The following is a 23,901-nucleotide window of genomic DNA, read 5'->3' as shown; positions in this document are numbered from 1 at the left end:
GGTGTTCACCTCTAGGAATTGGCCCCCTTCATACCGATCTGAAATTCGTACTGGTGGTTTCTGCCGTCGCGCGCCACGTTGTACCAGCCGAGATAAAGCTTGATGTAGAAGCCGGAGAAGAGCGGCACGTCACGCTTGACGCAGAAGAACCGTTGGCCCTTGGAATTGCGGAACAGGAACCAGTGGTTCTTGCCTTCGCTCTTCTGTTCGATCGTCACCAATCCAGCGGTGGACATGCCCAAGACTTCCGCCTGCCAGCCGTGGGCCGGGTTGCGGCAGATCCAGCATGTTCGCTGCCACCACAGCCGCCAGCCCTTAAGGCCGGGTTCGTACCCGGCGACGTTCTGGGCAACGCCGCCGTCAAGATCGGCGTCGGTCGTAGAGAACCATTGCAGGAAGCCAGGAAGCTTCGGGCCGGTTATCAACGACAGGGCGGCGAGCAACGGCGACAGTGCGAACGACAGAAGCACGAGGATGATGTTGGCAGGCCAATAGGCGAGATAGCGGAAAATCATTCGCCCCCCTCCTCTTCGGGCGGGGGCGGTATCTGATAGTCGAGGATGAAGACGCCATCGACCACGCAGACATGCAGGCCGCTCACAAGGCAATTGATGGCCGCTTGGTATTGCTCCCACGAGATTTCCACGTAATCGCCTTCGACGGGAACGCCTTCGACGACGATAGGGTTATCCGTTCCAACGGTATCCAGTCCGACAGCGTAAGGCATTAGGCGATCCTCATATAGGTTTTGACGCCAAGGTTTTTGACGCGAGTTTCGTTGCCGGTTCGGGGCGTGCCATTGGTTCCGTCGTCGCGCGGCACTGCCCTCGGCAAACTGTCGGCGCGCATCGCACCGACAACTGTGCTGCCGCTGGAGACGTTAAGGTTAAAATCCCCAAGGGTCCCGCTCGCCGTGCCGAAAAAGTGCCCCTGAAACTGGTCGCTCTGCAGCGTGCCGGGCGATGTGGACGGCCGAAGCATTCGAGCTTCCGAGTTGAGCAACCTCACCGTCTTCCCGTTGATCGGGGACCCGGCGAAGTCGATGACGGCCGAGGCCAGCAACGTCGGCCCTGAACCCGAAACACTTTCACTCGACAGCTTGTTCTCGTTAAAACCTCCCGACCCGGTGAGGCCGGAAGTCAGCTCGATCCAAACGGTGTCTATCGTTGTGGACGGCGGGATATCAACCCCGACGATACTGGTATCGGCGAAGTACAATTCTCCAATTCCTCGACTGCGCCACTTCATCAAAGTCGAGAGGCTGGAAAGTGCCTTGTCGGTAAAGAACGCCGATCCGGTGCAGATAATATCCGACGCAAAACCATCCCGGAGGACAAGCGTGTTTGAGTCGTTGATTTTCTCGGAAGCGTCTGGATCGATCGTCACGTCTCCACCGTCAGCGATAACCTTGACGTGCCAGTTGGCGCCAAGCGTGGCGGCGGCGGTCAGGGAGAGCGTAGCCGTGGCCGTGAAGCGAAGGACGGCGTTATTATCACTCGCTGTGGCGGTATATGCCCCAGACTTCGCCGAGTAGACCATACCGTTATCGAGGTCGCGACGAAGGATGGCCATAGTCATCCGGTCGGCGTCATTCAAATTACTCGGTGGGCAGTTCTCACCGATGAAGACGCCGCCGACATCGGTGTTTTCACTGGCGGTCGTCGACCAGGAAAGGAATGTATTTCTAGCCATCAAGGTGCTCCTGCAACGGCGGCGCCGGTTTCCATAATCTCGGGTGTTGTGTATTGTGCAGGCATGAAATCTCGCCGCCTCACCGCTGAAGTCACGATGTCAGCTCTTGCCGTAGCTCTCGGCGGCCTGTGGGCGAGGGGACGCATTGTCCCGGAAGCAACCATCGACTTCGCGATGTTTTGCTGTTTCGTCGTGCTGCTGGCGTGGCTGATCTGGCCATCGTCGAAGGGCGAGAACGAGTAAATCATCGCGCACTCTCCGCAGTTGCCATGCCGCCGCCGATAGCCAACGCGCGGGATAAGAAGGCTTGAACTGCCTGCCGCTTCTGCTCTGCGTTCGCCTGCATTTGCTCGATGCGCTGAATATTTGAAAGCACGTTCCGGGCGGCGCCTGGCTCGCTGGCCATGAGCTGCTTTGCGACGCTGTTTGCCACCTCTGGGGTGAAGCCGCCCAGCATTTTCAGGCGAGAGCCGACCCACTGCAGCGTTGCATTAATCGGCCGTCCTGTAGCGACGCCTTTGGCAAGCTCCAGGCCATCCTGAAGACCTCCAGCGTCAGCCATGTCCGCTGCCTGCCTAACCGTCGTCGAGTTGCCTTTGACGGCCTGATAGGTTGAGCGCTTCCGGGCCTCCGCGAAGATAGTCTTTCTGAACTCGGCGAACTTCTCCGGTGTCTCGAAGAGCGCCTGAAGGTTCCGGACCTGTTGAGGTTTCGAGAAGATCCGCAGGACAGCATTCTGGGTGGCGCCGGCGGCGTCGATCTGCGCCCGGAGAGTCTCAGCAGCGCCGATGCGAGCTGAAGCCTTCTGGGCGTCTGTCATGCCTGAAACTGTGCGCCTGAATGCATCCGGGGAGGCTTTAAAGACATCCCGGCCAGCTTCCAGGGCATCGTCAAGCTGCGCCTGACCAGCGAACGCCTGACGTGCTGCCTTGTAGTCAGGATTGAGCCGATCGACCTCCCCGAGCATCTTACTCTTCAGGACTGACAGGATTCGGCCCTCGTTCGTGACCTTTTTGGTGATCGAGTCCGTCTGACCGTCGATCATGTCGTCCATGGCACGTTTGATGTAATCCCAGCCGCGCGTATCAGGAACACGGCGGACGGTCGCGCTACCATTGTCGGCGACGTTGACGAATAGCTGCTGGAACGGCACCTGCTCGTTCGCGGCAAGCTGCTCGGCATGCTGAAGAGCCTGCTTCCCTGCCGGGGTGTTCAGGATGCCTTCCAACGTTTCCGAGAAGTGGACGGGATTGGCATAGGCTTTGCGATAGAGAGGCGCCGCAATCTGCTTCGCGGCATCAGCAATGCTTTCCTTGGCCGCGAGATAGCCATCCGGGTCTGCGAAGGTCTGGGCAATGGCGCTCTTAAGGCGGTCGCCCTGGCCGAACTGGCGCATCGTTAGGCGGGAGCTGACAGCGTTGCGAGCGGGGCCGGGGATATTCGTCGCGGTGCGCAACAGCCCTTGGACAGACTCGCCGCCTACGTCGGCAAGATTGGTGCCTGGATTGTTTCGGAGCTTCGTCGCGGCCTGTTCGGGCGTCATGGTTGCTGACAGTCGCTCGGCAATCTTCCTGGAAGCGTAGGCTTCTGGATTTATCCTCGCGCCGATGACGTCAGCAACTGGCTTGATGGCTGCCCTTCCCACGCCAGCGACAACCGGAATGGCTCCCCCGAACGCGCCTCCGATGAGAGCACCAGTGCCGATATCGCCGTCATTGCCAGCGGCAGATACTGCACCGTAGCCTGCACCCTCTGCCGCACCCAGACCTGCGCGCGCAGCAATGCCCTTGGCGCCGGTCATCGCGCCAGTGCCGAAGCGGCCGGCGAGCGTTACCCCACGTCCAGCCAGAGCCAGAGGTGTCAGTAGCGCACCACCCAACTCTGCCGCGGTTCCCGCGTTTCCAGCACGCGCGCCAGCGGCCGCAGTCTTCGCCCGCATCTCCCCAAGCGTTTCGTCATAGTCCTGTCCCGTGACCGCGGACCGGAGAAGCGCGGCGCCCTTGTTGCCGAAACCCATGGTGATGCCGTTTACGGCCAGATCTGCTGTGTCTCCCGCAGCAACAATTGCCTTCTTCCAGCCGGGGAGCTTGTCGTAATCAGCTTTTGCCGGGTTCTGCGTGAGTGCGGACAATTCCGAGCGAAGGTCCTGCGACGCCTTGCCTTCAGGAACCACCTCGGGGAATTTCAAGGCGATGAGGTCTCGGATCTGCTCTCGCGGCATATCGGCGGGAAAGCTTACCAGCGTATTGTCCGGCATCCGGACGACTTGAGGAGAAGGCGTCCTGCCCTGTTTCCCGATGCTCAGATGACGGCGGATCGCCCCTTCCATGACATCGTTCGGCGTGCCTTCCGGGAACTCGGCAATAGACCCGTCCGGCAATTCAACCTGTACGGGGTTTTGGAAACCAGCGGGCGCGCTGGGAGACATGCTCGATTGCGGAGAAACGCCGATCTGGCCGGCGATTTCCTCAACCGTGCGGTTCTGCTCTTCCGGCGATAGCTGCAGGAAGGAATCGTCTACCTTCACGCGCCTGCCCTGGATGTTGAGTGTCGGCATCTCAGGCACCCCGCGCCGTGTTGAGGTCGCCTGGGTTGAAAAGACCTGAGAAATGCCGTCCCGATGCTGCCAGTTTTTCCGCGGCCGCCTGCAGCACAAATTCATTCGGCGTCATGCCCGCGCGGTTCGCTGCATCAAAGAGGGTATCGCGGAAGCTCGATGTAACCTTTGCACCCTGAAGCATCAGAAAGCCCTTGGTTTCCCGCATGTCTGTTTTGGTAGCCACGTCGCCACGCATGTCGGCTCTCCACCTGAAATCACTTATGGAGAATCGCATTTTCTTGCGCGCTAAACGATTGGTAACGTCCGGAAACGTTTGGCAGTCTGCGTGCTACGCTGGCAATCCAAGATGGTCGAAATAGCGCTTAACTGGCTGGCCGTTGCGGTCGCCGTTCCGCAACATCTCAAGAGCTTCGAAATCGCCATGCAGTACCATTTCCAAAGCTGGTGCTGAGATTTCCAGCGGCGCCCCCGGTGACGACTGGCGGCCAATTCCATAGACGCGACACCAATTCCGGATCGTTCGTTCTGATTTGCCGCTGCGATCGACAGCTTGCTTTAGAGCGATGATGTCGGAACGCCGCATCAGGATCGGCGACGGCCGCAGCATCTCGTTTGTTTCAGCAGCACTCATCATGCGCGCCGCCTTTCCATGCCGAGACCGCGCTTAAGAGCTGCGACGGCGAGGCGATCGGCAATCCCATTTCCGAGCACCCCAGAATGCCCCCGCACCCAATTCACGGAAATTGGAAAGGCTGTAAGCCCCGCGTCGATGTCCTGCCACAAATCAGCGTTCGGGATCGGGGCGCCGGCTTTCAGCCAACCGCGCCGCTTCCATGCCTTTCGCCATTCGTTGATGCCGCGGCTGCAATACTGGCTATCGGTGTTGACGCAGGCATTCGAAGCGCTGTTCTCCCGTGCCCATCGCATTGCCTCGATGACAGCCTGCATCTCCATTCGGTTGTTTGTGCTCTTCGAAGCAAAGCCGCTATCGGAGTGGATCTTGACGCCATCGGAATAGACAACGAATCCCCATCCGCCAGGACCGGGGTTGGGCTCGCATGCACCATCTGTGAAGATATGAACCCCGCTTCCGAAATTGACGGGGGTTTCTCTGACTGGGTTGCGTGAATGATGGATACGACCGCGTTTCATGCTGCGCGTTCCTTCGGGTTAACGATGTTGGATGCAATGCGGGGAGACAAAACGCCACTGTTGAGCAGGGCAAGCAGGCGCGCCCGCGAAGCCTCCGAGACGTGGCGGCCATCACAGATTGACCTGATGGTGCTTTCCGCTTCTTCATCGCATTCCGGAACAGGAAGCGGTGTGCTGGATCCATCGTCGCCGCGGTGTGCGAAGTATGGATTTGATGAAAGTCCGGATGCGGCTTTCAGTGTGATGAAGGGAGATGTTCTCTCTACAGAAGAGATATCTTCCCTCTCCATACTAGAAGACTCTACGGTATCATATACGTAATTGCCTGCGATATCCGCAGACCTGTCCCTGCGATTTCCGCAGACCTGAAAGGCGTTTAGGCCTGCGATTTTCGCAGGGGACAAATGGCCTGCTGTTTTCGCAGACCGAAGCCGCCTGGCGCGCTCCCGTTCTTTCTTCTCGGCTTCCAGACGAAGCAAGGTTTCCCGTGTAATCGTCTGGTGGTCGAGGACGATATTAAATCGCGCATTGATGATCTGATAGCGAACGGCGCCGTTACTGGTGTTCCCCTCGGCCACCATATAACCGAGCTTAACAAGTGTCCTCCTGGCGCGGATAATCGCCCCCTCATGAAGGCTGGTCGAAACCTTCAGGTGAAGGATCGAAAGATAAGGCCGGCTGTCCGGCGCGGTCATGAAATCCAGATAGGCGCGCAGCACCTGCAGGCAGGGACCGTCCGTCAATGGATCTCCATTCACGGTATTCTCAAGCTGGAATTTCCACGTTGCAAAGCTGGTGTCTTTTCTGGGCTTCTTCTTTCGGGCCGTTGCTTTCATTGGCGCCCTCCCATCTCGTCTTTCAGAGCTTGGATAAGGGTGCGAACGGCCTCGTCAGATGACAGGACAATGCATCTGTCTTCGTCTGGATCTTCGGCACGAATGACAATGCTGCCGAATTTATTGCGATAGACCGCGATCGACCGTTGCTCTTCGATAACAACCGAATCCAGGTCTGCGCCGGTCCAGTCGAAGAAGTCGATATTCTTGGGCTCAGCGGTGGGTTTGAGGAGGTCACCGGTCATCCGAACGCCTTTCGGTTGGTGCGGAATGTTTGTGCCAGCTTGCAGGCGTCACATGCCTCCAGTGCCGAGAGCCCGAATTCCCGTCTGATGATTGGAACCACCGGCGAGGGTGGCTCCTTCTGTTCGGCCAGCCATTGAGCGGCGGTAGTGACCTTAGGGTTTTCGTGCGCCTCTCTCATGCTGCCACCTTGCCGATATCCGCCGCGTCATCGGGGATGATTTCGACCTTAGTCACCAGGCGATACCGAGCATGATTTCCGGGAAACGGGCCGCCGTGGTTTTCGTGGATGGTCTCAATGACGAGGCCGAAATCCTTCCGGAGACGGTGAACGTAGGCTGACCAGCGCGGGCCGGGATGATTGATCGGCGTGCAACCCTGTTCGCCAGCGTTGACCAGGCATTTCAGCGCCCATCCGAACCGGCCGACAACCTTGAACGGCTGGCCATCGGGAAGAACACGAGCGGTTGTGATGATGCGTTTTGTCATGATGCGTGCTGACCTCCTAAACCATGAAGCCGGCAGATCGTTTTTGCGTGCCAATAGGTGACACGGAAGCGACGCATGACGGAGCGAACCGCCAGCAAATCGGATTGAATTTCGGGGTGAATTTCTGTAGGGTTCGGAATATCAGCTCGGCCAAGAGATTTGATATTCGGAACCCGGTTCGCGTTAGCCCGCGCCGGGTTTTCCATTTTCATGGGGTCACCTCATGCCGCCCGCTGTTGCTTGGCGGTTTCGATGACGCCTTGGATTTCGGATTCAGGCCAACGCGGATGGGAGCCAATGCGAATGGGTGCCGGTAGGCGCCCGTCTTTCAGAAGACGGTAGAAAGTCGGAACGCTCATATCCAGAGCGGCGGCGCTTTCCCTGGCAGTCAGAAGCTTATCAATGATGGAAGTCATTCTCGTTCCTCAGAGACTGGCGCGGCGTTTGATAACCGGCGCGATTGTCTTTAACGGAATGAGAATTTACGCACTTAAGCAGCACCAAATAGCTGACAGGGTTTAAAAAGCGCGAGGCTTCCCGTTAGGGTTTTGCAGGGGTTTCGCGGGGGTTTTGAAGGGGTTCGAGATTCCGTTTCACTGCCGCCGCGGCTTTTTCGGGCCGCCTTTAGTCAGATCGGGCATCGCTTCCGCTGCGAGCTTCCAATGTCTATCAAAAGCTCTGGTGCTCATATTACCGAAACTTTTGAAAATCTCCTCTCTGGTAAGCGTCGGGTTACTTCTCTTCATTTCGACTATTCGGCGTGAAGGCTCGATCGGAGAAGGGGCCGGCGCGACGCTTGCCACCAACTTTTCAAGCCCCTCGACGTCTACGAAAATTAATTGATAGTTGTCGCCTGCAATTCCGATCTCAAACGGCTTTAGCGGGTTCATCTGGCAAAGCGAAAAACGAGCGCCGAGCTGTTCGGAGTTCCAAAGCGCGGAAGGCAAGAATGACGAATATTCACCGCCTCTTATGGGCCTGACGGCTGACTTCATTCGTCCTTCTCGAAGGCATCCGATTAAAGATTCAACCACTGCAGCAAATCGCCGTCTTATTGCCCAAGACTTTTCGTCATTTTCTCGGGCAAGGCGAATCCCCTCGTTCCATTGTTCATAGGTAAAAGGCGCGACTACCGGACCAAACGGCCTTCGCTCTGGAAGAGGGCGCCCGAAATCGGGCCTGTGCTTCTGTAGAAGAATGTCGATCGCGAGCCGTTCATGGGGCTTTGCCAATTCATCGAATGGAATGCCCCCAAGAATGGGGTCCGGCTGCGGCATCAACAGGCGCGGTGGGCTGCCCTCATGTCCCGTCCAATCGGAACCGAATTTCGCTTTTCCTACTTCATTCACAGCTTTCCCTAGAAACCGATACCCACCAAAGTCAGGTGGAAAGCGGCCGGGCATCGTCCAAAATTCTCTGATCGCATCCATATCGCAGCACCTTGCGAAAGCACCGTTGCACCGTAGGGAAACCAGGCGGTGCGTCCTGGCTTATCGGCTGGCCGGCCTATCCCTACGGGTTCTGTCCTAGCTCGTTTCGACTAGCCTCACGAGCTTCCCGCTCTTGCCAGTCACATGATTGGCCCATCGCTCAAGAAGCTTGCGGCGCTGCTCGAGAAAATCGGTTCTCTTGTAAGCTCGCTCCACCTTCCCGCCGACCTTATGGCCAAGCGTCATTTCGGCTACGTCGAACGAGGCGTCTGTTGTCTCGGCAATCCAGTCTCTAAGACTGGACCGGAAACCATGCGGTCTCGCGGCCATTTCCCGCCGCTCCATCAAGCGTGACATGGTGGCGTCCGAAATGACGCCTTTCTTCACGCTCGGGAAAAGGTAGCCATCGCGGGCGAACGGCTTGGCCTGTTCGATGATTGCGAGCGCTTCCGGAACAAGTGGCACGCGGAAATCGGGCGTTTTGTCTTTTCGCCCCTTCTGCTTCTCGCCGGGGATTGTCCATATATCGCCCTCGATCTGCTCATCAGGGCGAAGGAAGCGGAGCGGCGACGATCGAACACCCGTCAGGATAAGAAGGCGCAGCGCGAGGTGCGTAATCGTGCCATCGGAGAGGGAGGCATAGAAAGCCGGAACTTCGGACCATGGCAATGCCGGAATATTCTCTGCCTGATGCCGCTGCTGCCCGAGTAGGGCGCGCGCCTTTTCGGTTGCCTGCAGATCCACTTCATGACCGAGCGCCGCGGCATGCCGCAAACAGATAGAGAGACGGTTTAACGCCTTGCGGGCAGTTTCGGCCTTCGTATGCCATATAGGTTTGAGAGTGTCGCGGATATCGATCTGATCGACCTCTCCAACCGGCTTTTTCCCCAGCCTGGGCAGAATGTGCGTTTCGAGTGGGCTAAACCAGCGGCCAGCCTTGCCATCGCCTTTCAATTCGGCCTTGCGACTTTCAAACGCGTCCTTGGCAACGTCCTCCAGAAGATGAAGGCGCTTTTCGGCTTCTCGTCGTTCGCGCTCTCGCTCGTTTATCGGGTCGAGGCCCTTGGCCGCAATGCCACGCCACTTCTCAGCAGCGGCGCGCGCGTCTTTCAACGAAACATCCTGAATCGAGCCGAGCCCCATTTCTCTGCGTCGGCCGTGGATGGTGTACCTGAACACCCATTGTCCAGCACCGTCATCACGCTTGTGTAGCCATAGGCCGCCGCCATCGGAGTGTTTACCGGGGGCGATGTTTTTGACGGCCATCGCGGAAAGCTTGTTCAAAGCCCGCGCCATCCTATCCCCCTTTCAATCCACCTTCGCAATTGCACTTCAGTGAGACAGATTGATAGCCGATAATATTAGCTAATACAACGGAAGCCGCTGCCTTACTGGCGATTCGAAGAGAATGAGAAATGGTGAGAGAGCACAATATTGATGTTCAATGCCGGTCCTGGGCACCACTTATTTCCTAATGATTTCCGAGTATTACAGGAATATTCCTTTCCGCTTTTTGCGTCGCTTGTGTCGCCGCATGTTGCATGCAGCAACCCCGCATTTCCGGGCTTTTTCACGGGGCTGGTTTCGGCACTGCTACACGCGCTGCAACATGAAACAGGCCGCTTGCATTTCGCTCTTCGGCGAGACAGCCTAATCCCAATCTGGGGATTTGAATATGACTCGTCTGCTCGCGCTTGCATTCTTATTTTCTTTGGCCGTTGCCCATGACGGAGCGGCACAACAAAACTTTTCTTGCCCTTGGGGCAAAGACGCGGCCTGTCTGGATTACGGTGATAAGGTCTGCAGCAGCATGGGGAAATGCGTAGATCAAAGCGCGGCCTGCTTTCAGCAAAACACTTGCGACTTCAATGGTTTCATGTGCGTATCTGATCATGAAGAGTACGTGAAGAAAGCCAAGGCGATGGCTTCAGATTATGATGATTTCAAGAGCTGTGTCGTCCGGGCCGAAGACATGGATGCTGTGCAGACATGCATCCGGTTGGACTACCACTGATTTGCTTATCGCAATTCTTCGTCATGGCTGCGAAACCGAAAATCTGCCACAAAATTTGCGAGGGCGTGAGGTATGGAGAGGCCACACGGTATCGGCCAAAAGCCCCTCCGCTCGGCGAGCGGCCAAGCCACGCGGCGCAATTGTTCAAACGGAAATGTCGCGCGGTCCTTCGACCGGCCGGAACTCCGGCGGGGGAGAAAAGGGCGGGGGGCCGAGGTCGAAGCTCGAGAACCAGCCCGGCGGTCCGTATCTGGCCTCGTCCTTCACACCCGGCGGCGGAAACAGTCCGGCAAACTTCGCGCAGGAGATCAGCGCGCCGAAAAACAGCGTGAGGACGAGAGCGACTTTCCTGGCTCGGGCGACATCATCTTTTTGCATCTGTTTGCCTGCTGGTAACGATATCTAACCAGTTGATACGAAATCGTGTCAGGAAATTGTTCGAAACGAACATGTGATGGCCGCCGGGCCTCGCGGCGCCGCATGCCGTCGAGCTTCTGTCGCCGGAGCCGCAATTTTCCGCCTCGATCGCTCCGGCGGGCGGAACCTCTCGCGACCATTTCCGTTTAGGGCAGATGGCCCGGCAAACGTTCTGGAAAGGTTATCTCAAGCTCTCCCTTGTCACCGCGTCCGTATCGCTGACGCCGGCGACGACGGAGCAGAGCAAGGTGCGGTTCCACGTCCTGAACCGCGCAACGAAAAACCGCGTCGAAAGCCGTTATGTCGACAGCGTCACGCATAGGCCCGTTTCCGAGAAGGATCAGGTGAAGGGCTATCCGCGTGGCGAGGACGACTATGTCCTGCTCGAAGACGAGGAGATCGAGGAAGTGGGGCTGGAAAGCACCCGCACCATCGATATCGACAGCTTCGTGCCGCGTGGCTCGATCGACTGGATCTGGTACGACAAGCCGCATTTCCTGGCGCCGGAAGACAAGGTCGGCACCGAAGCCTTTTGCGTCATCCGCGAGGCGATGCGGGCCAATGACGTCGTCGGCATCGCCCGGCTGGTGCTCTACCGGCGCGAGCGCGCCGTACTGCTCGAGCCGCAGGGCAAGGGCATTGTCCTGTGGACCCTGCATTATGGCGACGAGGTGCGCGAACCGGCCGGCCAACTCGACATGAAGGCCAAGGTCGACAGCGAGTTGCTGGCCCTGATGAAGAAGCTGCTCAGGGAGGAAACCCGGGAATGGGACCCTTCGATGGTGCAGGATCCGGTGCAGAAACGGCTGAAGGCGCTGATCCGCGGCAAGGAAAAGAGCCTCAGAAAGGCCGCCCCCGCGCGTAAACCCGCGCCGGTCAAATCGACGGGCAATGTCATCAACATCATGGATGCGCTGAAGAAGAGCTTGGCCACCGAAAGCGGGCGAGGGAAGTCGCGGTGATCTTCTTGCCAATGCCGCGCCGCTACCGCTTCCTCCTCTGCAAGGGCCTGGCTGCCGCGAAGAACCCCGCCCAAGGATCCCTGCCAAGCGCATCGAGCCGCGTCGGCGCATTGTCGACGGTGAAATAGGCAGGGCCGACGTCGGTCGTCAGTTCGTTCCAGTCCAGCGGCATGGAGACGGCCGCGCCGGGGCGGGCGCGCGCGGAATAGGCGGCAACGGCGGTATTGCCGCGGCCGTTTCTCAGATAGTCGATGAATATCCTGCCGCTGCGTTTCGCCTTGGTCGCGGTTGCGAGATAGCGGTCGGGATCATCTTTCGACATGCTGTCGGCCAGCCATTTGGCGAATCCCTTGACCTCCGCCCAACCGGCCTTCGGCTCAAGCGGCGCCACCACATGCAGGCCCTTTCCGCCGGACGTCTTGACGAAAGCCGCAAGACCCTCGCCCTCGATGCGCTCCTTCAGTTCGTAAGCGGCGGCGATCACATTCTCCCACGGCACATCCTCGGCTGGGTCGAGGTCCATGGTGATCATGTCGGGCTTTTCCCAATTGTCCGTCGTCGCGCCCCAGGGGTGGATTTCCAGCACGGCCGATTGCACCAGCGCCGTCAGGCCGTCGAAATTGGTAATGCGCAGAAGCTTCTCGCCAGCCTTGTCCTTGGGGTCGGTAATTTCCTCGATATGGTCGTTCATGCCTTTCCAGGCATGTTTCTGGAAAAAACGCTGACGCCCGGAAATGCCGTCGGGCAGGCGCAGCAGGGCGAGCGGCCGGTTGACCACATAGGGCGCCATGACGTGCCAGACCTGCGCGTAATAATTGGCAAGGCCCTGTTTCGTGACGCCTTCGTCCGGCCAGTATATGCGGTCCGGGTGGGTAAGCTGCACTGTGGATTTCGGCAGGTTTTTCGCGGTCGTCTTTTCCATCTCGCGCACAACGTCCTTCGCCGGCTTGTCCTCGCGCAATCCGCGGAAGGCTGCGTGGCGCAGATTACCATCCGCCGACCAGGCGCGGAACTCCACTTCCGCGACGAGTTCAGGCTTCACGTAATGCAGGCCTCGCCGCTCCTCGGCCGTCAGCTCGTCGCCGAAGGGACTGTGTTTCGTCTCCATCGCCGAGAGGCACTGATAAAGCATCTCGGCCGTCGCGACCGTGAAACCGGTGCCGACGCGGCCGACATGTTTCAGCGCGCCGTCCTCGTAATAGCCCATGGCAAGCGAGCCGATGGCGTTCTTCATGGAGGTCGAAGGCACGTAGCCGCCAATGACGAATTCCTGGCGATGCGAGCATTTGGATTTGATCCATTCGCCGTTGCGGCCGGACATATATTTGCTGTCGCGCAGCTTGGAGATGACGCCTTCGAGGCTGAGCCGGCAGGCATGGTCCAGCACAAGGCTGCCATTCTCGTTGAAATGCGCGCTGTAGCGCAGCTTGCCCTGATCGTTCGGCAACAGCCCCTCCAGCAGATGCTTGCGTTCGAGAAGGCTTGCGTTCAGCAGGCTGTAGCCGTCAAGATACAGCAGGTCGAAGGCGTAGACGACGAAGCGGTCATGGCGGCCTTCGCTGAGGTCATGCTGCAGGGCGGAAAAGTCCGATGCGCCGCTATCGCGCTCGACGACAAGTTCGCCGTCGATGACGGCGGTCTCAAGCGGCAGGGATGCGAAGGCATCGACAATCTCCTTGCCGAACTTTTCTGTCCAGTCGAGCCCGCCACGCGTCAGCAGCGTCACGCGCCCGTCCTTGATCTTCGCCTGCAGCCGGTAGCCGTCGAACTTGATCTCGTGGACCCAGCGATCGCCGGCCGGCGGTTTTGGCTTGAGCTTGGCTAGTTCCGGTTCGGTGAAGTCGGGCATGGCTGCCTTTTTCGCTCCCTTCGGCCAGTCCCGCTCCTTCGGGGCCGGGGGCCTTGCCTTCCGGGCCGGGGCCCTGGTCTTCGCGGCAACGGCCTTGCCGCCTCGAGGCCTGGATTGCCAGGTGGCGTCGGGCTTCTTGGCCACTTCCTCGATCTGCCGCCCGGTCTTGGCAGATTCCGGACGTTCATCGAGAATGTCGGGCGCGCCCGCCTGCCGCGCCTCTTCGTCATCGCCTTTGATCAGCAGCCAGTTCTCGCGTTTCTCGCCGGGCTTGCCCTGCATGCGCACCAGATGCCAGCGTCCCCTCAGTTTCTCGCCGTCGAGTTCGAATTCCATATGGCCCTTGCGATAGGCCTTGTGCGCGTCGCCAAGCGGCGTCCACGTGCCCCGATCCCAGACGATCACGGTGCCGCCGCCATACTGGCCCTTCGGAATGATGCCCTCGAAATCGCCATAGGAGAGGGGATGGTCCTCGACATGAACGGCCAGGCGTTTGTCTTCGGGATTGAGGCTCGGGCCTCTGGTGACGGCCCAGCTTTTCAGCACACCGTCCATCTCGAGGCGAAAATCGTAGTGCAGGCGCGTGGCGTCGTGTTTCTGGATGACGAAGCTGTTGCCCTTCGTGCGTCCCCGCCTGCCGCGCGGCTCCGGCGTGACCTTGAAATCGCGTTTGGCCTGATAGGTCTCGAGCGCCATGCTCAGCTCGCCTTCTTGCTGCTTCTATCGGCGGCTTTGTGTGCGGCGGGCTTCCTGTCCGATGCCTTGCCGCTCGTCCTGGCGCCCATTTTGGCGCTTTGGCGCAAAGCCTCCATGAGATCGACCACCTTGCGCTCCGGCTCGCGCTTGCGTTTCGGCGGCGCCCGGCCCTCGATCTTGGCTTTCACCAACTCGACCAACGCCGCCTCGTAACGGTCGTGATATTCGCTTGGGTCGAAACTGCCTTGTTTGGTCGCGATGATATGGCCCGCGAGTTCCAGCATTTCCTTGTCGAACTTGATGTCGGGAATGTCCTTGAAGACGGTGCTTGCGGAGCGAACCTCGTAATCGAAGTTCAGCATGGTCGCGATGATATGGTCGTCATGCGCGCGGATGAGCAGCGTGCGGTTGCGGCGAAAGAGCACGGCTTCGGCAAGGGCCGCCACCCGTCCGTCCTGCATGCCGCGGGCGATCAGCGCAAGGGCTTCCGCATCGTGCTCGTCGACCGGCGCCAGATAATAGGGGCGGTCGAAATAGAGCTTGTCGATCCCGTCGAAGGGAATGAAGCCCTGTACGTTCAGCACCTTGTCGCTTTCGGGCATGATCTCGGCGATCTCGTCGCCCTCGATGAGAATGTAGTCGCCGCTCTCCATCCGGTAGCCCTTGACCTGATCGTCGCGTTCCACCGGCTTGCCGGTTTCGCTGTCGACGAACTGGCGTTCGACGCGGTGCCCGGTCCTGCGGTTGATGATGTTGAAGGAGAGGCGGTCGGACGCGGAAACGGCCGTATAGAGGCCAACGGCGCAAGCAAGGTCGCCGACCTTCAGATGGCCCTTCCAGCTTGCGCGTGCCGTCATCGCTCCCTCCGTTCAGCGTCTGCCGTTGCCTTTGTCCGTTTCGAGCGCCTGGAATTTCCAGCCGCTTCCGTCTGGTGCCGGATAGGCGAGCACCGCGTCGCCCTTGCCGATCTTCTGGCGCGCGGCAACATTTCTTGCGCGAGCCATCGCCTGTTCTGCCGTGGCATAGGGTTCGGACAGCGTGTCGCCGAGCTTGTAGGCCCAGCCGTTGTCATGCGGAACGATCTGATAGGTGATGGCGGCCATGTGCTTTCCTCCTCGTCAGCCGTTCGGGTTGTTCATTTCCCTTTCGGGCGGGCGGCGCCGCTCGTCCGCCGCGACGATCTTTTCAAGCGCTGCGATATCCTCGCTGGTGACGGCAGGAACGGGATCGGCGGCGATTGCCTCCAGCACGTCCCTGGATGCCGCGCCGTTGCGGATTGCCCATTCCAGCGTTTCGCGCGTTTCCCGTTCGGCCTTGAGCTGGGCATAGAGCGCCACGATCAGCCGGTCGCGGGCATCCATGCCTTTGTGCCTGCTGTCGATGTGGCGGATGTCGGGCATGGGAAAATCGTGCCTCTTCATGAGGTTGCTGCGACAAAAACTGCTGACGGGCAGAAAGGTTCCTTTCGGCGGCGCTGAGCGAAAATCAAATTGCGGCATTGCGGCTTCGAGCCCGAAACACTATCTGAAAGCTCTATTCGATAGAGGATTTCAACATGGCCGATCTCAAGGCTCGTCCCCGCCCCACCGGTGCAAAAGCCGTTCTCGGCCGTACCGGATTTCCGCATGTCACGTCGGTCACCGGCGGTGAGATCGATATCGTCACCAGCCCGTCGCAGCCGGGCTTCAATCCGCTCGACCTGCTCTATTCCTCGCTTTCGGCCTGCCTCGTGCTCAGCGCCCGCATGGCGGCAAGCCAGCTCGGCATTCTCGACAGGATCACCGAAATCACTGCCGATGTGACCGGCGAAAAGGCCGCGGAAGGTCTGTCGCGCGTCGCCCGGTTCAACATCGCCTTCTCCATCAAGGGCGATATAGACGAAGAAACGCGCCGCAAGATCGCCCATATGGCCGAAGACGAGATCTGCACGGTCAGCAATACGATCAGGGGCACTCCGGAATTCGCGACCACGATCTCCGGATGATCGGGCCGCAGATTTCTGCATAAAATTTATAGACAATTAGGGGCGGAGCATTGCGTGGTCCTCGCGCTCCACCTATGCTCCGGCATCGATTGAAATGATGCCGGCTGAGATGCAGTTCCAGACAGAGCCTTCGACCGAACAGAAATCCCAGCGGCCGCTCGTCGCCATCGTCGGCGGCGGCGTTTCGGGGGCGGGTGTCGCCTATCATCTGCTGAAGCTCGCCGGCAATGAGGCACCCGATATCCTGGTCTTCGAGCCGCGCCCCATGCTGGGCCGCGGCCTTGCCTATGACACTGCCGATCCGGCGCACCGCATCAACGTACCGGCTGCCAAGATGAGCCTGCAGCCGGACGATCCGGAAGAGTTCCAACGCTGGATCGAGGCGAACGATGCGCTCCGCGACGATCCCGAAGCTCAGCGCGAGAACGGTCAGCTTTTCCCGCGCCGGCGCGTGTTTGGCGATTATGTCGGTTCCCTTCTCCAGCCCCTCCTCAAATCGGGGGCCATCACGCATCGGCGCGCAAAGGTGGCGGCCATCCGCCGCGCGCGCGACGGCTGGGTGATCCGCGACGACAAGGGCGGGCTCACGCAAGCCGATATCGTCGTCGTCGCCACCAGCCATCCGCCGCCGGTCGCACCCGGCAGGCTTGCCGCCATTCTTGCAAACCATCCTCGTTTCGTTGCCGATACCACCAAACCGGGCTCCCTCGAGGTCGTGCGGCCGCAGGACAGGGTTCTCGTCATCGGCAACGGACTGACGGCGGCAGACGTGATCGCCTCGCTCGCGCGAAACGGCCACGAAGGTCCCGTCGTCGCGATTTCCCGCCGCGGCCTGCGCTCGCGCGGCCATGCCGCGAGCCCGCAGGAGCCCTTCGGCGATTTCGTCACCGATCCCGCATCCTCGGCAGTCGCGCTGTTGCGCAAGGTCAGGACGAGCATTCGCCAGGCCGCAGCGCAGGGCTTGAGCTGGCATGCCGTCATCGATCAGGTGCGCTCCCAGGGGCACGATCTCTGGCGCGCTCTGCCTGTCGCCGAGCGCCGGCGGATCGTCCGGCATCTGAGGCCCTATTGGGATGTTCACCGTTTCCGCATTGCCCCGCAGGTCGAAGCCGTGCTCGATTCGGCGATCGAGGCCGGCCGGCTGGAAGTGCTTGCCGCATCCGTCGCCGATGCCGGCGTCGAGGGCGAGACGATCCGCATCACCCTCCAGCCGCGGCATGCTCGCGAAAGATCGGAACGGACCTTCGATGCGGTCGTCGTCACGACCGGCCCGGCACATGGCGGCATCCTGCAGACGCAGCCCTGGCTCGGCGAACTTGAGCGCGAAGGCCGTCTCGTCCTCGATCCGACCGGTCTCGGCCTTGCCTGCTCCGAACGGTCCGAAGCGGTCGGGGCGGATGGCCGGCCAATCCCCTCCCTGCTCGTCTCCGGTCCGCTTGCACGCGGCACGTTCGGGGAGTTGATGGGGTTGCCGCAGATATCGGAACATGCGCTCTTCGTCGCCCGCCAGATCGCAGACAAGCTGCAAGCCGCGGCCGCAGGATAATTCGCGACCTGTTTCCGACCGATCTGTCGTTCCCTGACTGTCATTGCGGCACGACTTCTGATAGTCGCTGCGTCAGCCGCGGCTTGCGAGATCGGCCGCGCAGAAAGTATCGAGATCATGTCGCAGGCCGCTTCCTCCGTTTCCGAAACTCCGTCTTCCAGCCGCCTCCCGCTCGTCGCCCTTATTGTCGGCGGTGCGGCGATCGGCGGATCGCCGATCTTCGTGCGGCTCTCGGAGGTCGGGCCGATGGCAACGGCCTTCTGGCGGGTGGCGCTGGCGCTGATCCCGATTTTCATCTTCTCGCTTCTGCGCAGGGATAGCGGCCCCAAGCCGAAGCGCCTTGCCGATTATGGCATGCTGATCCTGCCGGGCGCCGTGCTGGCGCTCGACCTCTCGGCCTGGCATCTGTCCATCACCATGACCTCGGTTGCCAACGCGACGCTGCTGGCAAACCTCGCGCCGGTTTTCGTCACCGCCATCGGCTTCCTGTTCCTCGGCGCCAAGGTGACCCGTGTCTTCGTGCTCGGCCTTATCCTGGCATTGGCCGGCGTGGTCGTGTTGAAGGGCGGGCCTGCCGCCCTTGGAAATGGCGACCTGCGCGGCGATGGCGTCGCCATGATCGCCGCCGTCTTCTACGCCTGTTATATTCTGTCGATCGGCGCGTTGCGCAGCCGGTTCGACACGATCCGCATCATGCTCTGGAGCACCGCCTCCGCCGCGGTCGGCATCTTCCCGCTCGCCTTCTTCTTCGAGGGCCACATGCTGCCGGCAAGCCTCTACGGCTGGTCGGTGGTCTTCGGCCTCGCCTTCGTCAGCCACGCCGGCGGACAGGTGGCGATCGCCTATGCGCTGGCCTATCTGCCGGCGGCCTTCTCCTCGCTGACGCTGCTTCTCCAGCCGGTCGTGGCGGCCATTCTCGCCTGGGCGCTGCTTAACGAACCGATCACGGCAATGCAGGCCGTGGGCGGCCTGATCGTTCTTGCCGGCATTACGATCGCAAGGCGGGGATAACTCGGCTTAAAGGAAGCTTGACCATTGGCTGCTAGACCTGTCCCGGAGTTCGGACAGGATTGGCTATGGCGAACCTTGATCAGATATTTTCAGCCGAAGTCCGTAGGGCGGAAAAGCCGCAGGACGTCATTGTCCGGCAGGCGTCGACTGCGCCTCTGCTCGTCTTCATGGGTCTTGTCGCCATCCTTGTCGGCCTGTTCAAATTTCCGCCGCTCCTCGATTATGCGAACCATTACGCCCGCATGTGGCTGCTTGCCGGCGGCATAAAGGAAGCACCAATCCCCGAAATCTACACGATCGAGTGGAATCGCACCTTCACCAATGTTGGCATCGACTTGCTCGCCCGCTTCATCGGTCCCGTCATCGGCGTCTCGCTGCTCGCCCGTGCCCTGTTGTTCCTGGCGATTGTCCTGCCTCCATCAGGCGCCATCATGCTGCATCGGCGCCTGTTCGGCGGCAGCTACTATTGGCAGATCGGCATGCTGTATTTCGCCTGGTGTGCCACTCTGATCGGCGGCTTCATCAATTTCCAGATCGGCCTCGGCCTGGCATTGCTGTTTGCAGCCGCGGATCACCGCTTGCAGCCAGGCTCTGCGCTCCGGCTCTTCCTGTGGCGTGTGGCGGTATCGCTGCTGCTGACCGTCGTTCATATATTTTCCGTGGGCTTCTTTCTCGCAATCGTCTGCGGGCTGGAATTTTCCTGGCGCTTTGGTGTGCTTGCGTCCGGTGCGGCGGTGTTGCGTCTCGCCGGCAGGCTTGCGGCCGCGACGGTTGCCTGCCTGTTGCCGCCGCTTGCGCTGGCGCTGACCGCTGCCGACCTGCCCGGCAGTCATGCGGGCAGCATCCCGGCCTGGAACGATAGTCCGGTACTGCAGGCCCTGAACCTGCTGTCGGCCGTCTGGACCTATGTTGCGCTCGCCGATGTCATTTTCCTTGTGCCGCTTCTGTTCGTTTGCAGCAGGGCGATTGCTGCGCGAAACCTGCGGCTTCATGCAGGGCTCGCCGTCACTGCGGCAGGCCTTCTCCTTCTGTCCGTCCTTTCGCCACGGCATGCTTTTGGCACCGGTTGGATAAGCTGGCGCTTTCCCATCATGGCCGCCCTCGTCGGCACGGTGATGATCTGCCCCTTTCAAAAGGTCGGCCGGCGTCACGCTATCATCCTGTTCCTTGCCCTGAACATTGCCGTCTTTGGCCGCACCGCATGGATCGCTTTCAACTGGTGGCGGGGCGCAGCCGACGTTGCGAGCGTCGAGACCGTGCTTGAAGCCGTTCCTGCGGGGGCTGCGATCCTGCCGTTGCAGCACGATCCGGCCCCTGCCGAGATAAGACCCGATCAGCGACACTACGCCTTCGCCCAGGATACGTTCCGCCATCTGCCGACACTGGCCGTTCCGCTGGCGCATGCCTTTGTTCCGACGCTCTTCAGCGCGCAGGGCAAGCAGCCGCTTGCCGTCTTGCCATCCTGGTCGGATCGATCGGTGCCGGAAGGCAATCTTTTTTCAACCGGCGTGCTGTCCTGCCCCGGTCTGATGGCGGAGGTCGCCAGCTTCACGCCCTATCTTGTCGATTGGCGCAGCAAGTTCGATTTCATCCTGGTCGTCAACGCCGATGTGGCGGATCAGAATGTCGGCGACCTCATGCCGGCGGGTACCCGTCTTGTGAAAGACGCCGGTTTTGCAAGGCTTTACGGGATCGACCGCAATACCCCGGCAGCGCCGGATGCGACGCCGGCATCGTGCCCGGACAGCTTCCACGGGTAGGCTACTGGGTTTCCTGCAGCTTGCTCTCCTGCAGCAGCCATTTCTGGATGATCGGCACGTCGGCATCGCCGAGATCGTGACCGCCGGGGATGACGTCGGAATCGACGGTGGCTCCCGACGTCTTCAGCCGCTCTTCCAGCTCGCTCGCATATCTGCCGTAGGCGTCCATCTTGCCGCTGATGACGAGCAGGTCGGTGCCTTTGAGGTCGGCATGCGGATAGGTATCGAGCACCGGCATGGAGCGCAGAAGCACAGCCTTGTGCACGAGGTTCGGGTGCAGGTAGAGCAGCGAGTTCAGAAGGTTCGCGCCATTGGAATAGCCGACATAGACGACCTTCTTCGGGTCGAGGCTGTAGGATTTGACCGCACCTTCGATGAAGGCGGCGAAGGCTTCGGCTTCGTTCTTGATGTCGTCCTGATCGAAGGAGAAAGGCGTAATGCGCTTGTACCAGCGTGGAAAGCCTTCCTCGGTCGCCCGCCCGCGCACGCCGAGAAGGGTGGCGCGGGGCGCGACCTTGTTCAGCAGCGGCATCAGCGTCGTCTCGTTGCCGCCCGAGCCGTGCAGCAGCACGAAGACGCTGCCGTCCGGGTCCGGCGGCGTGTAGAAGCGATGGACGAAGGGCAGGTCGCGATAGTTGATGCGCGGCTGGCCGGGCATGGAAAACTGCGGCAGCACCACCTTCAGGTCGCTGAGGCTGGTGATCGAATCCTTCGGCGGAACGAAGAGCTTGGTCCCGAGCGTGGCTTTCGGCTCGTCCACCATCATGCCGGGCTGATTGGTGGCAAGCTCTACAAGGGTGCCGCCGGGCTCGCGGGCGTAGAGCGAGCGGAAATACTTGCGGTCGTGCAGGTTGGTCGCCGAGGCGTTTTCCTTTTCGAGCGCCTCGCGGACGGCAAGCACGGTGGCGTCGTCGGCGGCGCGGAAGGCCACATGGTCGACCGTGCCGGTCCCCGGCGCGCCGGACCAGAAGCCACGCGCATCGCGCACGTCGATAACGTCTCCCGACTGCGAGACAAGGCGGTCGATCGCGCCGCGATTGGCCTGAAACCTGTAGCCGAAATGGCTTTCGATGAAATGGCGGCTCTCCGCCGGCTGTTCGGTCAGCATGGTTGCGCCGCGCACGCGCTGCACGGCATGCTCTGCCGGCACGTCGCCACCGTCCCAGACGGCAGGCGATTTCAGATCCCTGGCACCGGCAAGCTTGACGATGACATTGTCGGGATCCTTCAGCCGCAGCACCGGCTCGCCGAATTCATCCGCCGGGCCTTCGGAGCGGAAGCCGAGGCGCATGGCGCGCGTCAGCCAGTAGCCGATACTGGAAGGATCGATCGCCAGCGACATTTCGCTGACCTGGCCGTAGCCTGCGCGGCCGGGTGCCCCGTCTTCCCAGACGAGGAAAGTGACGAGCGAGCCCGGCGTGCCCTCGGCGTCGCCGTAGAAGAGATGAAGCTGTGTGGCGTCCTCGAAACCGGCCGTCTGTTTGACGAGCCGCATGCCCAGGAACCCGGCGTAGAAATCCACATTCGCCTGCACCTTGCGGGTGATCAGGGTGATGTGGTGTATGCCTGATGCCATGGATGAAAGCCCGAATTGAAAAGGCGAGGCCAGGAGAGCGAATAGGAGTGTCGTTGCTAGCGTCATGCCGTTGCCAATGGCCTTTTCTCTAATTTTGTTCCGCAAAAAGTACAAGGGCGTCGCCGCGCGGCAGAAGCTCCAGCGTGTCGACCCCTTCCAATGCGTCTTCGAGTTGCTGCAGCGTCGGCGGCTTGACCATATAGGCGCGCGCGCCGAGTTCTTTTGCCCGTTGCATGTCGCTTTCGTCGCTCGACGTGCTGAGCACGCAGACCGGAATCCGGCTCAGCCGCTGATCGGCTGAAAGCGCGTTCAGCACTTCGAAACCATCCATGATCGGCATGTTGATATCGAGCAGCATCAGGTCGATCTGCGGCTCGTCCGCAATACCGGCGCGCTGCTCCAGAAGCCGCAGCGCCTCGCGGCCGTTGCTGGCCACGTGCAGGTTGAAGTTCACCTTCTCGCGCCGCATCAGCTTGATCTTCAGCAGCTGGATATCGGCCGGACTGTCTTCCACCAGCAGCACTTCTGCGAGCCTGCCGCGACTTTCGTTCGCATTGTCGGATGCTTTTGCCGCCTGCGGCTGTTTGCTGGCGGCCGGTTGTGCGCCCGATATCGCCGCCAGCGGCAATTCCAGCAGGAAGGTCGCTCCCCTGCCGTTTCTGGCCTCGCACCAGATCGAACCGCCATGCAGCTGCGCGATGCGGCGGCATATGGCAAGCCCGAGCCCCGTACCCTCGATGCCGCGGCCGACAAGGCGTTTGAAGGGCTGGAAGATCAGTTCCCGATGATCGGGATCGATGCCCGGCCCGTTGTCGCCGACCGTCAGGCGGCACGTTCCTTTCTCCGCCGTGGCCGAAATGCGCACTTCCGGAACGGCGTCGTCGCAATAGCGGATCGCATTGGAAACGAGGTTCTGCAGGAGCTGGATCAGCAGCGTCGCGTCGCCCATCACCTCCGGCAGCCGGCCGCGAACGATGATTGCCTGCCGGCTTTCGATCTGCCGATGCAGGTTGTGCTCCACCTGGTCGAGCACGGCCGACAGCGCAACGGGCTTGAGTTCGAGCTCGCTCGAAACCTCCAGCCTCGTAAATCCCGAGACCTTGACGATCAGGTCTTCCATGTGGTCGGCGGCACTCAGGATATAGTCGAGCAGTTCGCGGTCTTCGGCCGGCAGTTCGGCCGAGCCGTGCAGGATGCGGCTGAAGGATTTGATCGTTCTGAGCGGTTCCTTGAGATCATGCGCCATGGCGCGGGTGAAGATTTCGAGCGACTGCCGCTTCTGTTCGAGCTTCGCTTCCAGCGCACCGTGCATCATGGCGCTCTGGATGCAGCGATGCAGCGTCTCGGGCGACAGCGCATCCTTGGTGAGATAGTCGCGCGCACCGCTCTTCATCACTTCGACGGCGACGGTTTCGTTGCCTTGACCGGTCAGCATCACCACATTGGCGGCCGCGTCCTGGGCGAGAATTTCCGAAAGCACGCCCAGGCCGTCGCGGCCGGGAAGCGAATAGTCGAGCAGGATGCAGTGGGGGTGCCTCTGGCTGTTGAGGGCGAGGCCCTCGTCACCGCTCTCGGCTTCGATGACGGTATAGCTCGTGCCGGAAACGCGTGCCAGCATGCGGCGATAGACTTCGCGGTCGTCCATGTTGTCATCGATGATGAGAACGCAGCAGTCTTCCGCCAA

Annotated in this window: 28 protein-coding genes; 7 read left to right on the top strand and 21 right to left on the bottom strand. The window is 60.5% G+C overall.

Annotation, left to right across the window (positions count from 1 at the left end; genetic code table 11):
• Window positions 1–11: 11 nt before the first annotated feature.
• The 3 genes from ACU8HS_RS06085 to ACU8HS_RS06075 are packed head-to-tail and all read right to left on the bottom strand — an operon-like array spanning window position 12 to window position 1,692.
• Complete coding sequence (locus ACU8HS_RS06085) at window positions 12–515, bottom strand: DUF7338 family protein (RefSeq protein ID WP_447015573.1); 504 nt, start codon at window positions 513–515, stop codon at window positions 12–14.
• On the bottom strand, window positions 512–727 hold the full coding sequence (locus tag ACU8HS_RS06080; RefSeq protein WP_447015572.1) for a hypothetical protein: 216 nt from the start codon (window positions 725–727) through the stop codon (window positions 512–514). The genes ACU8HS_RS06085 and ACU8HS_RS06080 overlap by 4 nt, the downstream gene beginning before the upstream one ends.
• Window positions 727–1,692, bottom strand: coding sequence for a hypothetical protein (locus ACU8HS_RS06075; RefSeq protein WP_447015571.1), 966 nt, complete (start codon window positions 1,690–1,692; stop codon window positions 727–729). The genes ACU8HS_RS06080 and ACU8HS_RS06075 overlap by 1 nt, the downstream gene beginning before the upstream one ends.
• A 96-nt stretch (window positions 1,693–1,788) precedes the next feature.
• On the opposite strand from ACU8HS_RS06075, the gene ACU8HS_RS06070 reads away from it, so the two are divergent.
• On the top strand, window positions 1,789–1,935 hold the full coding sequence (locus ACU8HS_RS06070) for a hypothetical protein (protein ID WP_447015570.1): 147 nt from the start codon (window positions 1,789–1,791) through the stop codon (window positions 1,933–1,935).
• Between the two features lies 1 nt (window position 1,936).
• Here ACU8HS_RS06070 and ACU8HS_RS06065 read toward each other — a convergent pair whose 3' ends face one another.
• The 11 genes from ACU8HS_RS06065 to ACU8HS_RS06015 form a co-directional block, all read right to left on the bottom strand.
• Window positions 1,937–4,249 (bottom strand): hypothetical protein, encoded by a 2,313-nt coding sequence (locus ACU8HS_RS06065; RefSeq protein ID WP_447015569.1) that lies wholly within the window; start codon window positions 4,247–4,249, stop codon window positions 1,937–1,939.
• A gap of 1 nt (window position 4,250) precedes the next feature.
• Window positions 4,251–4,487: a hypothetical protein gene (locus tag ACU8HS_RS06060; protein WP_447015568.1), complete on the bottom strand. Its 237-nt coding sequence runs from the start codon at window positions 4,485–4,487 to the stop codon at window positions 4,251–4,253.
• 93 nt (window positions 4,488–4,580) lie between these two features.
• The gene (locus tag ACU8HS_RS06055; RefSeq protein ID WP_447015567.1) at window positions 4,581–4,886 is read right to left on the bottom strand and encodes a hypothetical protein; all 306 of its coding nucleotides are present in this window, start codon (window positions 4,884–4,886) and stop codon (window positions 4,581–4,583) included.
• Entirely contained in the window at window positions 4,883–5,404 is a 522-nt protein-coding gene (locus ACU8HS_RS06050; protein ID WP_447015566.1) for a ribonuclease H family protein, read from the bottom strand. Before ACU8HS_RS06050 ends, ACU8HS_RS06055 begins: the two co-directional genes overlap by 4 nt.
• Window positions 5,401–6,240 (bottom strand): hypothetical protein, encoded by an 840-nt coding sequence (locus tag ACU8HS_RS06045; RefSeq protein ID WP_447015565.1) that lies wholly within the window; start codon window positions 6,238–6,240, stop codon window positions 5,401–5,403. Before ACU8HS_RS06045 ends, ACU8HS_RS06050 begins: the two co-directional genes overlap by 4 nt.
• Window positions 6,237–6,485: a hypothetical protein gene (locus ACU8HS_RS06040; RefSeq protein WP_447015564.1), complete on the bottom strand. Its 249-nt coding sequence runs from the start codon at window positions 6,483–6,485 to the stop codon at window positions 6,237–6,239. The genes ACU8HS_RS06045 and ACU8HS_RS06040 overlap by 4 nt, the downstream gene beginning before the upstream one ends.
• A 175-nt stretch (window positions 6,486–6,660) precedes the next feature.
• The gene (locus ACU8HS_RS06035) at window positions 6,661–6,972 is read right to left on the bottom strand and encodes a winged helix domain-containing protein (protein WP_447015563.1); all 312 of its coding nucleotides are present in this window, start codon (window positions 6,970–6,972) and stop codon (window positions 6,661–6,663) included.
• A complete protein-coding gene (locus ACU8HS_RS06030; protein WP_447015562.1) occupies window positions 6,969–7,184 on the bottom strand; it encodes a hypothetical protein in 216 nt (71 codons plus the stop codon). Before ACU8HS_RS06030 ends, ACU8HS_RS06035 begins: the two co-directional genes overlap by 4 nt.
• 9 nt (window positions 7,185–7,193) lie before the next feature.
• Complete coding sequence (locus ACU8HS_RS06025) at window positions 7,194–7,388, bottom strand: helix-turn-helix transcriptional regulator (RefSeq protein WP_028756158.1); 195 nt, start codon at window positions 7,386–7,388, stop codon at window positions 7,194–7,196.
• 177 nt (window positions 7,389–7,565) lie between these two features.
• Window positions 7,566–8,402, bottom strand: coding sequence for a hypothetical protein (locus ACU8HS_RS06020; protein WP_447015561.1), 837 nt, complete (start codon window positions 8,400–8,402; stop codon window positions 7,566–7,568).
• A gap of 96 nt (window positions 8,403–8,498) precedes the next feature.
• A complete protein-coding gene (locus ACU8HS_RS06015; protein ID WP_447015560.1) occupies window positions 8,499–9,698 on the bottom strand; it encodes a tyrosine-type recombinase/integrase in 1,200 nt (399 codons plus the stop codon).
• Between the two features lie 379 nt (window positions 9,699–10,077).
• On the opposite strand from ACU8HS_RS06015, the gene ACU8HS_RS06010 reads away from it, so the two are divergent.
• Window positions 10,078–10,416, top strand: coding sequence for a hypothetical protein (locus ACU8HS_RS06010; protein ID WP_447015559.1), 339 nt, complete (start codon window positions 10,078–10,080; stop codon window positions 10,414–10,416).
• 144 nt (window positions 10,417–10,560) lie between these two features.
• On the opposite strand, the gene ACU8HS_RS06005 is transcribed toward ACU8HS_RS06010, so the two are convergent.
• A complete protein-coding gene (locus ACU8HS_RS06005; RefSeq protein ID WP_447015558.1) occupies window positions 10,561–10,794 on the bottom strand; it encodes a hypothetical protein in 234 nt (77 codons plus the stop codon).
• A gap of 194 nt (window positions 10,795–10,988) precedes the next feature.
• Between ACU8HS_RS06005 and ku (ACU8HS_RS06000) the strand changes: the two genes are divergently transcribed.
• Window positions 10,989–11,795 (top strand): non-homologous end joining protein Ku, encoded by an 807-nt coding sequence (gene ku, locus ACU8HS_RS06000; protein WP_447015557.1) that lies wholly within the window; start codon window positions 10,989–10,991, stop codon window positions 11,793–11,795.
• 22 nt (window positions 11,796–11,817) lie between these two features.
• Here the strand turns inward: ku (ACU8HS_RS06000) and ligD are convergent, their stop codons facing one another.
• The 4 genes from ligD to ACU8HS_RS05980 are packed head-to-tail and all read right to left on the bottom strand — an operon-like array spanning window position 11,818 to window position 15,740.
• Window positions 11,818–14,340, bottom strand: a complete 2,523-nt coding sequence (ligD, locus tag ACU8HS_RS05995) for a DNA ligase D (protein WP_447015556.1) — start codon at window positions 14,338–14,340, stop codon at window positions 11,818–11,820.
• 2 nt (window positions 14,341–14,342) lie between these two features.
• Entirely contained in the window at window positions 14,343–15,197 is an 855-nt protein-coding gene (gene ku / locus ACU8HS_RS05990; protein ID WP_447015555.1) for a non-homologous end joining protein Ku, read from the bottom strand.
• A 12-nt stretch (window positions 15,198–15,209) separates the two neighbouring features.
• Entirely contained in the window at window positions 15,210–15,443 is a 234-nt protein-coding gene (locus ACU8HS_RS05985; RefSeq protein WP_112566880.1) for a DUF2188 domain-containing protein, read from the bottom strand.
• A gap of 15 nt (window positions 15,444–15,458) precedes the next feature.
• Complete coding sequence (locus ACU8HS_RS05980; RefSeq protein ID WP_447015884.1) at window positions 15,459–15,740, bottom strand: hypothetical protein; 282 nt, start codon at window positions 15,738–15,740, stop codon at window positions 15,459–15,461.
• A 155-nt stretch (window positions 15,741–15,895) separates the two neighbouring features.
• Here ACU8HS_RS05980 and ACU8HS_RS05975 point away from each other — a divergent pair, with 155 nt between their 5' ends.
• The 4 genes from ACU8HS_RS05975 (at window position 15,896) to ACU8HS_RS05960 (ending at window position 20,641) form a co-directional block, all read left to right on the top strand.
• Window positions 15,896–16,324: an OsmC family protein gene (locus ACU8HS_RS05975; protein ID WP_112566874.1), complete on the top strand. Its 429-nt coding sequence runs from the start codon at window positions 15,896–15,898 to the stop codon at window positions 16,322–16,324.
• A gap of 94 nt (window positions 16,325–16,418) precedes the next feature.
• Entirely contained in the window at window positions 16,419–17,870 is a 1,452-nt protein-coding gene (locus tag ACU8HS_RS05970) for an FAD/NAD(P)-binding protein (RefSeq protein ID WP_447015554.1), read from the top strand.
• Between the two features lie 117 nt (window positions 17,871–17,987).
• The gene (locus tag ACU8HS_RS05965; protein WP_112754745.1) at window positions 17,988–18,881 is read left to right on the top strand and encodes a DMT family transporter; all 894 of its coding nucleotides are present in this window, start codon (window positions 17,988–17,990) and stop codon (window positions 18,879–18,881) included.
• A gap of 65 nt (window positions 18,882–18,946) precedes the next feature.
• Window positions 18,947–20,641 carry a hypothetical protein gene (locus ACU8HS_RS05960; protein WP_447015553.1) on the top strand — a complete coding sequence of 565 codons (1,695 nt, stop codon included), beginning with the start codon at window positions 18,947–18,949 and terminating at the stop codon, window positions 20,639–20,641.
• A 1-nt stretch (window position 20,642) separates the two neighbouring features.
• Here the strand turns inward: ACU8HS_RS05960 and ACU8HS_RS05955 are convergent, their stop codons facing one another.
• Both ACU8HS_RS05955 and ACU8HS_RS05950 read right to left on the bottom strand, forming a co-directional pair.
• Window positions 20,643–22,283, bottom strand: coding sequence for a VOC family protein (locus ACU8HS_RS05955; protein ID WP_447015552.1), 1,641 nt, complete (start codon window positions 22,281–22,283; stop codon window positions 20,643–20,645).
• A 22-nt stretch (window positions 22,284–22,305) separates the two neighbouring features.
• Entirely contained in the window at window positions 22,306–23,901 is a 1,596-nt protein-coding gene (locus ACU8HS_RS05950) for a response regulator (RefSeq protein WP_112753761.1), read from the bottom strand.

It is taken from the genome of Rhizobium sp. KDH_Rht_773_N (assembly GCF_052946295.1).
The sequence above is the reverse complement of the archived record's forward strand: the minus strand, read 5'-3'. Positions and strand labels throughout refer to the sequence as shown.

What these genes read in the sequence shown, in the direction of transcription:
- ACU8HS_RS06085 (WP_447015573.1), bottom strand. Translation starts at nt 515, where the DNA reads ATGATTTTCCGCTATCTCGCCTATTGGCCTGCCAACATCATCCTCGTG.
- ACU8HS_RS06080 (WP_447015572.1), bottom strand. Translation starts at nt 727, where the DNA reads ATGCCTTACGCTGTCGGACTGGATACCGTTGGAACGGATAACCCTATC.
- ACU8HS_RS06075 (WP_447015571.1), bottom strand. Translation starts at nt 1,692, where the DNA reads ATGGCTAGAAATACATTCCTTTCCTGGTCGACGACCGCCAGTGAAAAC.
- ACU8HS_RS06070 (WP_447015570.1), top strand. Translation starts at nt 1,789, where the DNA reads ATGTCAGCTCTTGCCGTAGCTCTCGGCGGCCTGTGGGCGAGGGGACGC.
- ACU8HS_RS06065 (WP_447015569.1), bottom strand. Translation starts at nt 4,249, where the DNA reads ATGCCGACACTCAACATCCAGGGCAGGCGCGTGAAGGTAGACGATTCC.
- ACU8HS_RS06060 (WP_447015568.1), bottom strand. Translation starts at nt 4,487, where the DNA reads ATGCGTGGCGACGTGGCTACCAAAACAGACATGCGGGAAACCAAGGGC.
- ACU8HS_RS06055 (WP_447015567.1), bottom strand. Translation starts at nt 4,886, where the DNA reads ATGATGAGTGCTGCTGAAACAAACGAGATGCTGCGGCCGTCGCCGATC.
- ACU8HS_RS06050 (WP_447015566.1), bottom strand. Translation starts at nt 5,404, where the DNA reads ATGAAACGCGGTCGTATCCATCATTCACGCAACCCAGTCAGAGAAACC.
- ACU8HS_RS06045 (WP_447015565.1), bottom strand. Translation starts at nt 6,240, where the DNA reads ATGAAAGCAACGGCCCGAAAGAAGAAGCCCAGAAAAGACACCAGCTTT.
- ACU8HS_RS06040 (WP_447015564.1), bottom strand. Translation starts at nt 6,485, where the DNA reads ATGACCGGTGACCTCCTCAAACCCACCGCTGAGCCCAAGAATATCGAC.
- ACU8HS_RS06035 (WP_447015563.1), bottom strand. Translation starts at nt 6,972, where the DNA reads ATGACAAAACGCATCATCACAACCGCTCGTGTTCTTCCCGATGGCCAG.
- ACU8HS_RS06030 (WP_447015562.1), bottom strand. Translation starts at nt 7,184, where the DNA reads ATGAAAATGGAAAACCCGGCGCGGGCTAACGCGAACCGGGTTCCGAAT.
- ACU8HS_RS06025 (WP_028756158.1), bottom strand. Translation starts at nt 7,388, where the DNA reads ATGACTTCCATCATTGATAAGCTTCTGACTGCCAGGGAAAGCGCCGCC.
- ACU8HS_RS06020 (WP_447015561.1), bottom strand. Translation starts at nt 8,402, where the DNA reads ATGGATGCGATCAGAGAATTTTGGACGATGCCCGGCCGCTTTCCACCT.
- ACU8HS_RS06015 (WP_447015560.1), bottom strand. Translation starts at nt 9,698, where the DNA reads ATGGCGCGGGCTTTGAACAAGCTTTCCGCGATGGCCGTCAAAAACATC.
- ACU8HS_RS06010 (WP_447015559.1), top strand. Translation starts at nt 10,078, where the DNA reads ATGACTCGTCTGCTCGCGCTTGCATTCTTATTTTCTTTGGCCGTTGCC.
- ACU8HS_RS06005 (WP_447015558.1), bottom strand. Translation starts at nt 10,794, where the DNA reads ATGCAAAAAGATGATGTCGCCCGAGCCAGGAAAGTCGCTCTCGTCCTC.
- ku (WP_447015557.1), top strand. Translation starts at nt 10,989, where the DNA reads ATGGCCCGGCAAACGTTCTGGAAAGGTTATCTCAAGCTCTCCCTTGTC.
- ligD (WP_447015556.1), bottom strand. Translation starts at nt 14,340, where the DNA reads ATGGCGCTCGAGACCTATCAGGCCAAACGCGATTTCAAGGTCACGCCG.
- ku (WP_447015555.1), bottom strand. Translation starts at nt 15,197, where the DNA reads ATGACGGCACGCGCAAGCTGGAAGGGCCATCTGAAGGTCGGCGACCTT.
- ACU8HS_RS05985 (WP_112566880.1), bottom strand. Translation starts at nt 15,443, where the DNA reads ATGGCCGCCATCACCTATCAGATCGTTCCGCATGACAACGGCTGGGCC.
- ACU8HS_RS05980 (WP_447015884.1), bottom strand. Translation starts at nt 15,740, where the DNA reads ATGCCCGACATCCGCCACATCGACAGCAGGCACAAAGGCATGGATGCC.
- ACU8HS_RS05975 (WP_112566874.1), top strand. Translation starts at nt 15,896, where the DNA reads ATGGCCGATCTCAAGGCTCGTCCCCGCCCCACCGGTGCAAAAGCCGTT.
- ACU8HS_RS05970 (WP_447015554.1), top strand. Translation starts at nt 16,419, where the DNA reads ATGATGCCGGCTGAGATGCAGTTCCAGACAGAGCCTTCGACCGAACAG.
- ACU8HS_RS05965 (WP_112754745.1), top strand. Translation starts at nt 17,988, where the DNA reads ATGTCGCAGGCCGCTTCCTCCGTTTCCGAAACTCCGTCTTCCAGCCGC.
- ACU8HS_RS05960 (WP_447015553.1), top strand. Translation starts at nt 18,947, where the DNA reads ATGGCGAACCTTGATCAGATATTTTCAGCCGAAGTCCGTAGGGCGGAA.
- ACU8HS_RS05955 (WP_447015552.1), bottom strand. Translation starts at nt 22,283, where the DNA reads ATGACGCTAGCAACGACACTCCTATTCGCTCTCCTGGCCTCGCCTTTT.